This window comes from Flavobacterium sp. GW821-FHT11G01 (genome assembly GCF_058808175.1).
Genome location: NZ_JBXARK010000001.1, coordinates 103,859 through 117,699, shown reverse-complemented (window position 1 = coordinate 117,699; position 13,841 = coordinate 103,859). Strand labels below are relative to the sequence as shown.

Below are 13,841 nucleotides of genomic sequence, written 5' to 3'. Positions count from 1 at the left end.
GTCGCAAAGATCGTAAAAAAAAGTAAGCTGCAAATTCAAGATAAATTTATTTACTCTTGAATTTGCAGCTTTATTAACTTTAAAAAACTTTGCGACTTAGCGCCTTCGTGGCAAACTTCTCTTAAAAATCGAATTTATAATTTCCTCCAACTAAAACCTGGAATCCCTGAACCGGGTAATTCAGCCATCTTTCATAAGCCTGATTTCCAATATTATTCAGCTTTAAGAAGAAAGTTAAACGTTCGTTGTATTTGTATCCTAAATGGGCGTTCGCATCAAAATAACTTTTTAAAGTAACCGGAACGCCAAGTGTTGCAACATCTAAATTGGTTTGCATATCCTTACGTTCTCCCACAAAGAAAACATTTAAACCAGCGTACCATTGTTTAGTAATAGTAACATCCAAATTGGAACTTAATTTCATTGAAGGTAAGTTCCACGCTTCTAATCCATCAGTTTTATAACTATTGAAAGTTCCGTTGATTCCGAAAGAAACATTTTTAGAAAAGTCAGCTTTTAATTCTGCATAAAAACGTAAGGTTCTTACGTCATCATAAACTACTCCAAATGAATTTCCGAATGCATAATTCTGGTTGTCAAAATTCTCTGTATAATCATTGCTTTTAAACAAAGCTTTGTCTTTTTCGTTTAAATAAGAACCCGTCAAATTATAATTGATATTATTAGCCAATTTCCCTTTTAAACCAGCAAAAACATTATACTGATTGCTTGTAGGTCTCATATTTAAAGTTGGAGATAAAAACGGATTTGCAGTCACAAAATCAGCATAAGAGTTTTGATTTAAACTTCCGTTTACTCCTGTGTAGAAAATCATTAAATCGCCTACTAATTTATAAGAAGCATTTACTTTTGGATAAATATAGAATTTGTTTCCGCTGTTTTCAGAATCTAATCCGTAATACAATCCAGCTCCCAATTCTAATGTCCAATCGTTTTCATGAACTACAAAACTTGGCTCAATTCCGAAGTTCGTTAAACTGTATTTTACAGGCTCAGTATTCGTTAAAGTATAATTATTTTCGAAAGAGCCACTTACGTGATCAATGATAACATTGGTATTAATCGATTGATCCATTACATCTACTTTGAAAGAAGGTTTCAGATAAAATCTATTTTCCGAAGAGGAGAAACTATCTGAAAAATGGGTAAATCTTGTATCGATTTTGTTGAAAATCCCTTCATTGAATTCTATATTTCCTCCTAAAGAAATTGTGTTATATGAATGATTCGGATTAATTCCTCTGATTAAATCCTCTTGTGTTTCAGGAGGCAAAGTCATTCCAAAATCAGCTGGCAAACCATACCAATTGTACAGTTGATTCTGATATCCTAAATCTACAGCCCAGGACATATCGCGATTATTTACACCATAACCAACATTCAAAGCTGTATCATAAAATTCATCATTCAGATTCACATCTTTAATTCCGCCCTGAGAAGAATGATGACGGAACATTCCGGCCACATAATCATTATTTCCTAAATCCTGTGTTACAAATAATTCAGCATTCAAAGTGCCATAATTTCCAACTCCAAGAGTCGCATAATTATTAAACAATCTTTCTTTTTTAGATTTCTCTACACCTTCTGCTTTTCCTTTTGAAGGCGTAAAAGTTGATGCAACCGGAACCGACAAAATACTATATTTAATAGTCTCTTTTGGCTGATTTCCGCTATCGTCAAGCGAAGGTGTTTCTTTCACTTTAAAAGCATCTGAAATTGTTGGCGAATAAGGCTTTACCACATTTACCGTTTCCGTTCCGATGCTTTCATTTTTCTTTTGAGCAAACGAAAGCTGAACAACAAACAACAGCAGTAAAATGATGGTTTTATTTTGGCATTTAATTTTCATACTTTATTTTTTTGAGAGAAAAGAAAAAAGAGCAAAGAAGAAAGACTTCTATCCTATTTCTAAATTTTCTCTATTTTTTATTCTATTCTAAAATCCTGATTCTTTATCCTATTTTCTAATATCTTTTTTCTTTGCTCTTGACTCTATTTTCTAGCTTTCCCACTCTCCTTTTGCGACAAACTGCGCTTTTCCTCCAATATTAATATCAAATTGATTATCAGTTAATTTCCCTTTGAAATAAATCTGAGAAGGGCGATCAATATAATCTCCCTGATAATTTATCAATTCAAATTCTGGTTTATGATACTTTAGTAGGAAAGCCTGCAGACATGTACTTGCGCTTCCTGTTGCTGCATCTTCTACCAATTGATTATGTTCAACACACAACATTCTGCTAAACAATTTTGACCCTTCTAAATAATAAAAATACAAGCCTCTGTGTGTTGTTTTGCAATTCTTTTTCAGCCATTCATCTGTTTTGTCTTTGTCCAGAATCAAATTTTCTAGCGCTCTTTTACTACTTAAGCCTACCATTACAAAAGCGCTTCCAGTTGTTACTTCCTGAATTGGAAATTGATTTTCAAAATCTTCTTTTTTCAGATTACTGAATACTGTCAAATCTTCTTTCGAAAAAATATCCCAAAACTTTGGTTGTGCTGCTTTTAACCAAATTAAATCTTCCGTTTTATGAATGGAAATTGGTCCAATCGGAACATTTAATTTTATTTGCTCAGGCGAATTTTCAAACACTTTATTCATCAAAACCCAGGAAGTTCCAATTATTGGATGACCTGCAAATTGCATTTCATGAGCTGGTGTAAAAATTTTCACTTCAGCACTATTATTTTCTCTATCCAATTTTGTTATAAATGTGCTTTCCGCAAAATTAATTTCGCGTGCAATCTTTTGCATCTCTTCTGAACTTAAATTCCCTGCATCTAAAAAAACAGCCAACTGATTTCCAGCATATTTTTTATCGGTAAAAACATCAACTATATAAAAAGGTAAACTCATTTCTTTTCTTTTTTTTTAGAAAATAGAAGAAAGAACAAAGAGAAAAGACTTCTAATCTTTGCTTTCAATCTATATTCTATTCTCTCTATTCTATATTCTATATTCTTTATTTCGTGATAGACGAATTCGTTTTTGATTCTTCTAATTTAATCGCACTTAATTCTTTTTTAGCTTCTTCAACAACATCCGGGAAATCTGTGAAATTGTTGATTACATTGTCCAGAATATATGTTGCCTGATAGCTGTCTTTTAATCCGTAGAAGTTTTTCGCCATCAAAACCAAACTCTTCGCTCCGTAATATTTATAACCTGAATAATTCTTGGCTAGTTTTTGAACCGAAACATTTGAAGCATCAAATTTTCCTTCTTTCGTTTTAAAGTATGCGTCATAATACAAAGCTTCTGCTGCTAATTCTCCTTTAGATGTCGATGCTAATTTTGCGTAAGCTATTTTAGCTTTATCTTCATCGCCTGTCTGCATTGCTGCGCGCGCTACGATAATCTGGGCATCGGCTTTTACATTCGCATCGGCTTTTGGATTCTGCAATACTTTATCTGCTGAAATTACCGAGTTATCGTAATCTTTTTTATCATAATAACATTTCATCAAATTAGCTTGCGCAAAGTTTTTATTCTGAGCAGAATCGGCTTCATTTTCTAAGCGAACTAATACCGGAATCGATTTATCACAGTCTTTTGCTTTCAGGTAAATCTGAGCTAATTTATTTAAAGATTGTTCCGTAAATTCGCTTCTTGGCTGATCAATTACATATTGATAATTCGCTACTGATTTAACTTCTGAACCTTCTGCATAAAGCAATTGTGCTAAATAAAAGTTAGCTTCAAGTGCGTGTAAGCCTGACGGAAATTTACTCACATAACCCGTAAAACCAGTAATTGCCTGTTTGCTGTTATTTTGGCTGTATTGTTTAAAAGCAGCATCATAAGTATCGTTATCCAGTTCAGCATCTGTAACCGAAACAAAATCTAATGTACGTACCCATGTCGCGTATTCATCTACTTTTCCTGAATCAACATAAATCAATCTTGCTGTAGAAACTGCTTCTAAAGCTTCAGGCGTTTTTGGAAATTCAGCTGCCACTTTTTTAAATTTTACCAAAGCCTGCTCATCACGATCTGAATTATAATAAATCAAACCTTGTTTTAAAATTGATTTTGAAGTAAATGAACCATTCTTATATTCTGAAATCAGCTGATCATAGGTTTTAATCGCCTGATCGTTCTTTTTCTCCGCTACATAAGTATTTCCTAGTTCATACAAAGCGTCATCACGATATTCTGATTTTTTATACATCTGAAGAAAATTATTCAACTCTTCAACTTTCTTGTCATTTTTCGACATGAAACCGTATGAAATTGCTTTTTGAAATTGTGCATAATCGGCATCAACACCTTTTGCTACAATTGCTTTTGCGTATGCTTCATTGGCAGCACTATATTTTGAAGTCACAAATCGGCAATCTCCCAAACGCAAATACGAATCGTTCAAACGAACTTTATCTGATGGAGCGTTATCAATTTGAGCCTGAAAAGAATTCGCCGCCTGATCATATTCTTTCAATTTAAAATACGTGTATCCAATATTATAATTGATATTTTTATATTCTTCTGTCGATTTTGCTGCTGCCTGACCCGCAAACTGTTTGTAGGTTAACAATGCATTTTGAAAATCATCTGAAAGATATTCTGTTTCCGCTTTCCAGAAAGTAGCGCGTGCTGTAAACTCAGGTGTTTTTTGTTCGCTGATGGCACTTTTGAACATTTTTCCGGCTTCAGAATAATTTGTGTCATTATACAATTCCAATCCTCTGTAAAAAAGTACTTTTTGATAAGCCGCTTTATTCTCAGCTGTTCTGTTTTTCTCTAATAACACCAAAGCTTCTTTATAGTTTTTAGAAGAAATATAAGAATCAACCAATAATTTTTCAACTTCGGCTTTGCTGGAATTGTTTGGGTATTTTTTTAAGAAATCAAGCAGAATTCCAGGAACGGTTTGGTAAGCATTTCCAATTTCATAACTCAATTTAGCATAATTCAACGCTGCATCTTCCTGAATCTGCGCATTAAATTCCATTTCAGAAGCGTTTTTAAAAGCATTTAAAGCTTCTTGTTTTTTACCTGTATTCAAGTAACTCAACCCTAAATGGTAATAAGCATTTTGCGCTACGAAATCTTTTCCTTCAATGATTTTATTGAATTGAGAAATGGCTTTTTCGTATTCTTTTTGTTCATAATATGCATAACCCAATTGATAGAAATCGGTATTATTCCATTTTCCTTTTTTACCGGCATATTGCTCTAAAAACGGAATGGCTTTTCCGTATTGTTTTAGATTGAAATAGCTTTCTCCGATAATTTTATTTAGCTCTGATTTTTCTAATTCATTTGATTTTGCCATTGCTTTCTGACCCAAATCAATTGCTTTTTGGAAATTTCCAAGCTTAAAATTCATATCAGCCTGATAGTACGAAAGCTTTTCTTTGTATTTCTCTTCGCCTGAAACTTCATCAAAATATTTGGTTGCTTCTTTATAATCGTCGCCTTCATAAGCCATAAACCCTAAGTAATATTTGGCTTGAGAACCAAATTCCGGAGAATTCACTACTTTATTAAAATAGGTTGTAGCTTCCTTTTTCTTTTTGGCATTGAAGTAACTATATCCTTTCTGAAAATTAAATTTATCAGAATCGGCTTTGCTCATATAAGTTTCATCCACTTTGTCAAACCATAGCAAAGCTTTTGGATAATTGCCTTGTTCAAAGAAAAACTGGGCAACTTCAATATAAGCCTGATTTTGTTTGGTACTTGTTGGATAATCGCTCACAAATTTTTCCATCAAAGCATCGGCATTTGCCTGATTGGTTCTGATGGCGCAATTGGCAATGTAATAGGCACAATCTGACTGAACTTCCTCAGTCGTGGCGTGATTTTTTACATATTCAAAAATATGTTGTGCCGAAGCGTATTGTTTGTCATTGTATAAAGCCAGTGCTTTGTCAAAATCCTTTAAATCGTATGTATATATAGCTGATTTTTGTGCCGAAACTGTGGTCGAAATGAGGATTATTTGGAGTATAAAGAACCAGGAAAGTTTACGCATTGTAATTATATTTAGTATTCAAATGTATCATTTTATACCGTCTATAACGAAACGTTTCGGGCTTTTATTATGAACAAAAAACATAACATGTGTTATTTTATAGCTTCTGTGCGGGGATTTTTCCACTATATAAGTCATATAAGTAATTATAAACGAGGTGTTTTTAGCAACTTAATTAAGACGAAAGGTCGTATAAGTTTTTTGAAATAAAAACCTTATCCAAAATCTGCTAAAATGACCCTATATCACTTATATGTTAAAAAAAATCATTTCAATATTTTATCAGAAATCATTGAAATTTATTTTGAATCCAACCGTTAACTTCTTACTTTTACCAATCAAATCAATTTATTATGTCACAAATCGTACTGTCTCTTAAAGAAGTCACTATATATCAGGAAGGAAGAAAAATTTTATCTCATATTAATTTAGATGTTCAACACGGTGAGTTCATCTATATTATCGGAAAAACCGGTTCTGGAAAAAGTAGTTTCATGAAAACTTTATACGGAGATTTACCTTTAAGTGAAGGTGAAGGACATATAGTTGAATTTGATTTGGCTACTTTAAAAGAAAGCGAAATTCCATACTTAAGACGTAAAATTGGGATCGTATTTCAGGATTTCAAATTACTACCGGATCGTTCTATAAAAGACAATATGCTTTTTGTTTTGAAAGCAACTGGCTGGACAGAAAAAGAAGCAATGGAACATAAAATTGATGAAGTTCTGGATAAAGTTGGTATGAAAGAATTTGTTAACAAAATGCCACATCAACTTTCTGGAGGAGAACAACAACGTGTCGCTATTGCACGAGCATTACTTAATGATCCGGAATTTATTCTTGCCGACGAACCAACCGGAAACCTTGACCCACAAACGAGTTCTGAGGTACTTGAAGTATTGAAAAAAATCAATGCTAACGGAAAAACGGTTATTATGGCAACGCACGATTATGCTTTGCTGATGAAATTCCCTTCTAAAACATTGAAGTGCGAAGATGAAAGAATCTTCGAAGTGGTGCAACGCTCTGTGTAATGCTTTCTATTTTAATTCCGGTTTATAATTATACTGTTTTACCGCTTGTAAAAGAGCTAGTAAAGCAATGTAATAGTAGTGGAATTACTTTTGAAATTCTTTGTCAGGATGACGCATCCAATTCACAAGAAAATAGTATTAATCAAGAAATTAATTTCCTTGCAAATTGTTCGTTTTTTATAAATGAAATTAATTTAGGAAGAGGAAAAAACATCAATTCTTTAGCTCAAAAAGCAGTTAATGATTGGCTGTTAATTTTGGATTGTGATACTTTTCCGGCCGATTCTAATTTCATTCAAAAATATATCGATGCTGCTTCAAATTCAAATAAAAACATTTTTTTTGGAGGAATAATTTATGAAGATAAAAAGCCTCAAAAAAAACAGCTTTTGCGTTGGATTTACGGGCAAAAAAGGGAAACTAATTCTGTTTTAACTTCTAATTTATTAATTAAAAAAGAAGTTTTTCTGCAATATCCATTCGACGATTCCATTACAAAATACGGTTATGAAGATTTGTGTTTTTTCTCTGTTTTGAAGAAGAATCATTTTGAAGTTTCCCAAATTGAAAACCCAACTTTTCATTTGAATTTAGAAACTTCAGAAGTGTTTTTAAACAAAACTAAAATTGCTTTAGAAAATCTGGTTTTTCTTTATAATTCAAATAAAATTTCTAAAGAAGACAGTAAAATTATTAAAGCATTTGAACTTTTGAAAAATCTGAAACTAACTCGATTTTCAGCTTTCATTTTTAAGAAAAATCAAATCAAAATTGAACGAAATTTGCTTTCTGAAAATCCTTCTTTGTTTTTGTTTGATCTTTATAAATTGGGGTATTTTTGCAGTTTAAAATAAGTTAATTAGAATTCAAACTCTCCAAAAACTCCTTCCACTGCTCCATTATTTTTTTAACTGAATATTCTTTAGAAGTTTCTTTCGCATCTAAACCAAATTTCAATCTTACTTCTTCATTTTCAATTAAAAAAGAAAGTTTTTCAACATACATTTCAATGTTATTATCCGGAATCAAAAAACCATTTTCAGCATTTGTAATTATCGCTCTTGGTCCAGTCGGACAATCATAGGCTATACAAGGCAAACCCGAAGCCATAGCTTCCAATAAAACCATGGGAAAACCTTCTGTTCTCGAAGTCATCACATAAATAGAAGCTTTCAAGTATTTTTCCTGAATATTTTTTACAAAATGCAAATAATTAATACCCGATTCTATTTCTAATTTTATTGCTTCTTTTTCCAGCGAATCGACATCATCGGTATAAATATCTAACGTCCAATCCGGGTATTTTTCTCCGATTATTTTCCAGATCAACAACAATCGATCTAAACCTTTTTCATACGAATTTCGGGCAATTGCGATTACTTTTTTCTGTTTTAAATCGGTAGATTTTTTACTTTTTATCCAGGACGGATTTGGAATTACGATGCCATTTTCAGCATTCCATTCTTTTAGATTTTCTTCTGAAAGGGTAACAATTTTTGTAAATTTTCGAGCGCCAAAATCTTTGAATTGATATTTTATTTTCTGAATTGATTTGGATATAAAATCTGTCTTTTGTACTTCTTCTTCAACAAATTTAGAACCGTGACATTCAAATACAATTGGCATTTTCGTTTTGGCAATTAAAGGAAAAACAAATGCTTTTAAACCATTATCAGCCACTAAAATAACATCAGGTTTAATTTCCTTAATCTTTTGATTTATTTGTTTTTGAAAAGAATTGAAAAACTTTAAAATATTGCCTTTCAAAATCATATTATGAAAAATGATATCATAATCAAAATCATAAAAAGGCTGAATATTTTCTTCATTTTGAGACAAAATATGAACTTCATAACCAAAATGTTCCACTAAATAATTGGCTTTAATCGCCAAAACTCTGGCAACTCCGCCGGCATTTTTTATTTTGGGAACAATGTAAAGCAGTTTCATTTTTTAGACATCAAAAAAGTTCCAAAATCTCTGATATAATCAGATTCTTCAAAAACATCAGAAGCCAGAACCAGACAAACAGCTCCTGAAGAAAAGTTTTCTAATTCTCTCCAAATTCCTTTTGGCAAATGCAATCCGATATTAGGTTTATTCAATAAAAAACTTTTTTTATCGATTCCGTCATTAACTCTTACTTCAAAACTTCCGCTTAAAGCAATTAAAACTTCGTGCTGTTCAATGTGCGAATGTCCGCCACGAAAAGCAGTACTTGGAACATCAAAAAGATAATAAACGCGTTTGAATTCAAATGGCAAAATATCATTTTGAATAAAAGCCAAATTCCCGCTTAAGTCTTCTATAACCGGGATTTTAAGTAGCGCTATATCTTGGATTGTCGTCATATTTTAATTGGCTTTGAGTAAATGTAGCCATTCTTGGCCAATTTTTTCTAATAAAAATGCCTGAATACTTTCAAGTGTATTTTCTTTGCAATGTTGATATAAAACTTCATCTGAAACCAATAAATTCATAGCTTCCGTCAATTTTTCCCAATTCTGATTTTCAACTAAAATACCATTTTCAAGAGATGTAATCATATCTCTTGGCCCAAAATCACAATCGAAAGAAACAACCGGAGTCTGGCAAGCCAAAGCTTCTAAAATAACATTCGGAAATCCTTCATTTTTACTGCTTAAAACTAAAAATTTAGCTTTGCCTAGATATTTAAAAGGATTGTTTTGATAGCCAATAAGATGAACAAAATCGGTTATATTATGCTCTAAAATTGCTTTTCTTAGTTTTGATTCATCACCATTTCCCACAATAATCAAGTGGATTTGCTTTTGTACTAAAACTGATTTTGCATAACTTAAAATCAGTTGATCAAACTGCTTGATTTCGTTTTCGTATTGCCCAACAGCAATAATAAAATCGAAGTCAAATTCTATGTTTTCTTTTTGCTTTTCCAGAATTTCTTCTAAATAAACCGGATTGTGAATGGTAACAACGTTTTTTAATTGATGTTTATTTTCAATTAATCTTTCCATTTCATTCGTAATAGCCACATTCGCATAACAATGATTGTACATCAATCTCGTTAACCATGAATTATTTGGCATATAATGATCGATCAAAAAACTATGAACGGTAAAAATGGTTTTGGTATTGTAAATCAATCTCGCTAAAATAAGTTCCTGAATGATTTTAGTTCGAAAACGAAAATCGATAATAAAATCAAATTTATTGTTGTTCAGATATTCTCGTAAAGCCCATAATCTTTTGGCTTTATTAAAAAATCCGTTGTTTTTATTTTTGAGCAATCCAAGATTAACTAATTTCCCGGAATAAGCAAAACTGACTTCATTGAGAACAATAATAATATCTACTTCAAAACCTTGCCTTTCAAAAAAAATAGACAAATTCGCCATCACTTTATCGCTTCCGCCTCCGCTTAAGCGATAGCCAATTAAAGCAATTTTCTTTTTTTTGTGAGACATTATCATCCGTGATTTCTTATTTTCGTATCAAATATAACTCTTTAAAATAAATTAAGATTTAGAACCATTAAGACATTGAGTTGCATAAAGTTTTGAGCTTAATTTTCTTAATACCTTAATGGTAAAACAAAAAAATATGAAGGATAATCCATTAGTGACCATTATTTGCTTGTGTTACAATCAGGAAAAGTATGTTGTGGAGAGTTTATTTTCGGCAATACATCAGGATTATCCTTTTATTGAAGTGATTATTGTAGATGATTTTAGTACTGATAATTCACGAGAAGTAATTCAAAAATGGATTATTGATTATCCAGAAATTCAATTTATAGCCAATGAAACCAATTTAGGAAGTACTAAATCCTTTAATAAGGCACTTAAATTAGCAAAAGGTGATTTTATAATTGATTTAGCCTGCGATGATATTTTAGTGTCAAATTGCGTTTCCTTACAACTAAAAGCTTTTCAGGAAAGTTCGTTTAAAAACTTAGGTGTTGTTTATGGAAATGCCGAATTAATTAATGAAAACGGCAATTTCTATTTTTATTATTTCCCTGTTGATTCCGATAAAAAAACAATTGAAAAAAGGACAACCGGAGATATTTATCTGAGTGTTATTTCTGGCGGAAATAGTATTTGCTCGGTTTCATCAATGGTCAAAAAATCAGTTTTTGATGCTTTGAATGGCTATGATGAAAATCTGGCTTATGAAGATTTAGATCTTTGGATTAGAGCTTCCAGAGTTTATGACTTTGATTATATTGATGAAATTTTAATTAAAAAGAGAATTTCGACCACTTCTTTTGGAACTCATTTTTTCATTAAAAATGATGCGAGATCTAAGAAAATAAATTATACGACCTATTTAATAATTCAGAAGGCAATTGCTTTAAATCGATCTAAAATTGAACATAAAGCTATTTTGAAACGAATGCATTTTGAAATGATTTTAGCGTATAAAACAGCTGATTTTAAATTGTTATTGAAATATATTTTGTTGGAAATAAAACAACGAATTAAAATCATTTTTGGATAATGAAAAATATTCGCCAGGAATTTATATTTGTAATGATTGTCAAATAATTCGTGAATTCGTGGCTGTTTTTCAATACTAAATCGTGAGAAAATCATCTAATAATTGTTTTTCACCTTGCCAATCTCTTGAAATATTAGACCGAATTAATTTTGCGGGAACGCCTCCAATCAAAATATTTTCTCCTAAATTTTTATAATCTTTAGTACACAAACTATTCGAAGCGATCGTACAGAAATTTGGTGTTTGCGTTCCTTTCATAATCGAAACCCTGTTGCTGACAAAATTGTAATTTCCGATAAAAATGGGTGCTGATTTTTGGAGTTTTGCTCTTGTTTGTGTATCAATTAAATCATGGAAATTGGTATCGATAATCTGAGCTTCAGAACCAAATCTTGCATAATCTCCTAAAACAATTTTTTCGGTACAAATTATTTTTCCGCCTGACGCCATTGAAGCCATATTTCCCAATTCGCAAACGGCATTTTCTCCAACGAAAACAAAACAATCCTTGCCAAATTGAAACTTTCCTTTAAAAGTCAATTTTCCTAAAATAAAGATTTCAGCAATGCCTTTATGAGTTGAATTCAGTTCATAAGGCTGACCAAAACCAATCATTCCTTTTTTGATGTTTCCATCAATCTGTATTTCTCCTTTTATCGAAGTAAATTTTACTCTTCCGTAAAAGAAAACCGGAAGTTTTTTAGCGGTTTCAAAAGGGAATTTCTTAAAATTAAAATACAGCGTTTTGATCCAGTTTACTTTGTAGTAAAACCTGAATTTATGATAAAAAGAGCGACATTTTCTATAACCGTTCTGAATCATTTTTATCTTTTTTTTGCTGAACAAATGACGTAAATATTTCGCTTACATTCATCTTTTTATTCAATTCATAAAAACTAAAAGCAAACGAAATTAAAATCATCACAGTCATTAAACTGTATTTTAAAACTGAAATTTCGATGTAGCGAAGCAAAAATGTGGTAACACAAAGCACAAAACAAATGAAATAAACTTTATAAAAATCGACATTAAAATAGAAATCATATCGTTTTTTAGTGATGATCTTCAATCCAATAAAATGGAATAAAAAATACAGGCAAAAACTAAAACCTAAGCCTTCTAATCCGTAAAAATAATAACCTGAAATATTCATTATCAATGACAAAAAATTAAACCCAATCGCTGTTTTAATAAACATTTGCGAATCGCCTTTTGCAATTAAAATAAAACCGATCGCCCAGGAAACCGCGCGAAACAACATTCCTAAAATTCCAAAACAAACCATCGGAATAATAGCGTTGAAATTGGTTGTGTAAATGATTGGAATTATAACCGAAATGAAGGTTAAAAACAGAACAATAATTGGCGTAATAATAATGATTGAAATGAATGCTTGCTGAACAACACTTTCTCTAACTTTGTCATTATCAAAATTAACAGCAGATAATTTCGGAAAATAATCGGTGCTCATTACAGTAAAAATTATTCCGACATACGAATTCAGTAAAGTAAAACCGGCGTTGTAAAATCCGACTTGTTCCAAACCTCCATTTTTTCCAATATAAATCTGAACCAAATAGGTTGACAAAAGCGTTAAAACACTGCTGATTGTTAACATAAAACCCAATTTCACAATCGACTTTCCTTCTAATAAAATTGTGGCAGTAGAAACTTTTTCTTTTTCGCTTTTGATTTTATTCGAATAATAAAAAGAGAAAACGAATGCTGATAAAGAAGCAATTATAATGGTCGGAATTATAGCATCAATTCTTAAAAAACAATATAGAGGAACTGAAAAAAGCAGTCCAAATAAATTGCCGTATAAATTGGCTTTCGCCAGTAGTTTCATCTGCCTTAAACCTTGCAAAACTGCTAATTGTCCTGAAGATAATTGTTTAAACAAAACCGTAATCGCAATAAATACAAATGAATAAGTTTGACTTGAATCTCCAAAAGTCATTATGCTCAATCCTTTTGAAAAAAGAATCGTCAACAACATTCCGAAAATACCCGTAAAAAAAACAATCTTTTTTACGATTTGAATGGTCTTTGAGACTGTCTTCAAATCGTCATTTTTATAATCTTCTGAGATGTTTTTTACTGCGCTGGTTTCAATTCCGAAGCCTGAAATACTGCTTATCACACTCAAAGTTGAATTCAGTAAAGCGATAATTCCCATTCCGGCAGGACCGATAAAAACCGCTATTAATTTGGTTCTGATAATAGAAATTAAAATATTGAAAAACTGAACGCCCCCAAAAATTGAAGTCGTTTTTATAATTTGCTGATATGAAGATTTGCTATCAGACACGAG

The 13,841-nt window shown here is 31.5% G+C and carries 11 protein-coding genes; 3 read left to right on the top strand and 8 right to left on the bottom strand.

The annotated features are described in order from the left end of the window. Positions 1 to 121: 121 nt before the first annotated feature. From AC1RRN_RS00530 to AC1RRN_RS00520, 3 genes are all read right to left on the bottom strand, one after another. The gene (locus AC1RRN_RS00530; protein ID WP_492965388.1) at positions 122 to 1,873 is read right to left on the bottom strand and encodes a TonB-dependent receptor; all 1,752 of its coding nucleotides are present in this window, start codon (positions 1,871 to 1,873) and stop codon (positions 122 to 124) included. Positions 1,874 to 2,023: 150 nt separating this feature from the next. Next, entirely contained in the window at positions 2,024 to 2,887 is an 864-nt protein-coding gene (locus tag AC1RRN_RS00525; RefSeq protein ID WP_492965387.1) for a PhzF family phenazine biosynthesis protein, read from the bottom strand. 106 nt (positions 2,888 to 2,993) lie between these two features. Next, entirely contained in the window at positions 2,994 to 6,008 is a 3,015-nt protein-coding gene (locus AC1RRN_RS00520; RefSeq protein WP_492965386.1) for a tetratricopeptide repeat protein, read from the bottom strand. A gap of 353 nt (positions 6,009 to 6,361) precedes the next feature. Here AC1RRN_RS00520 and AC1RRN_RS00515 point away from each other — a divergent pair, with 353 nt between their 5' ends. Continuing rightward, positions 6,362 to 7,045, top strand: a complete 684-nt coding sequence (locus tag AC1RRN_RS00515) for a cell division ATP-binding protein FtsE (protein WP_492965385.1) — start codon at positions 6,362 to 6,364, stop codon at positions 7,043 to 7,045. Further along, a complete protein-coding gene (locus AC1RRN_RS00510; protein ID WP_492965384.1) occupies positions 7,045 to 7,899 on the top strand; it encodes a glycosyltransferase family 2 protein in 855 nt (284 codons plus the stop codon). Before AC1RRN_RS00515 ends, AC1RRN_RS00510 begins: the two co-directional genes overlap by 1 nt. Position 7,900: 1 nt before the next feature. On the opposite strand, the gene AC1RRN_RS00505 is transcribed toward AC1RRN_RS00510, so the two are convergent. Genes AC1RRN_RS00505 through AC1RRN_RS00495 form a run of 3 tightly spaced genes read right to left on the bottom strand, consistent with a single transcriptional unit; the run spans position 7,901 to position 10,491 of the window. Beyond that, positions 7,901 to 8,995, bottom strand: a complete 1,095-nt coding sequence (locus AC1RRN_RS00505) for a glycosyltransferase family 4 protein (protein ID WP_492965383.1) — start codon at positions 8,993 to 8,995, stop codon at positions 7,901 to 7,903. Then, a complete protein-coding gene (locus tag AC1RRN_RS00500) occupies positions 8,992 to 9,396 on the bottom strand; it encodes a sugar 3,4-ketoisomerase (RefSeq protein WP_492965382.1) in 405 nt (134 codons plus the stop codon). Before AC1RRN_RS00500 ends, AC1RRN_RS00505 begins: the two co-directional genes overlap by 4 nt. Positions 9,397 to 9,399: 3 nt before the next feature. Then, a complete protein-coding gene (locus tag AC1RRN_RS00495; RefSeq protein WP_492965381.1) occupies positions 9,400 to 10,491 on the bottom strand; it encodes a glycosyltransferase in 1,092 nt (363 codons plus the stop codon). Between the two features lie 136 nt (positions 10,492 to 10,627). Here AC1RRN_RS00495 and AC1RRN_RS00490 point away from each other — a divergent pair, with 136 nt between their 5' ends. Beyond that, complete coding sequence (locus AC1RRN_RS00490) at positions 10,628 to 11,527, top strand: glycosyltransferase (protein ID WP_492965380.1); 900 nt, start codon at positions 10,628 to 10,630, stop codon at positions 11,525 to 11,527. A gap of 75 nt (positions 11,528 to 11,602) precedes the next feature. Here AC1RRN_RS00490 and AC1RRN_RS00485 read toward each other — a convergent pair whose 3' ends face one another. Together AC1RRN_RS00485 and AC1RRN_RS00480 are read right to left on the bottom strand one after the other, a co-directional pair. Continuing rightward, on the bottom strand, positions 11,603 to 12,349 hold the full coding sequence (locus AC1RRN_RS00485; protein WP_492965379.1) for an acyltransferase: 747 nt from the start codon (positions 12,347 to 12,349) through the stop codon (positions 11,603 to 11,605). After that, positions 12,330 to 13,838: an oligosaccharide flippase family protein gene (locus AC1RRN_RS00480; protein ID WP_492965378.1), complete on the bottom strand. Its 1,509-nt coding sequence runs from the start codon at positions 13,836 to 13,838 to the stop codon at positions 12,330 to 12,332. Before AC1RRN_RS00480 ends, AC1RRN_RS00485 begins: the two co-directional genes overlap by 20 nt. Positions 13,839 to 13,841: the final 3 nt, after the last annotated feature.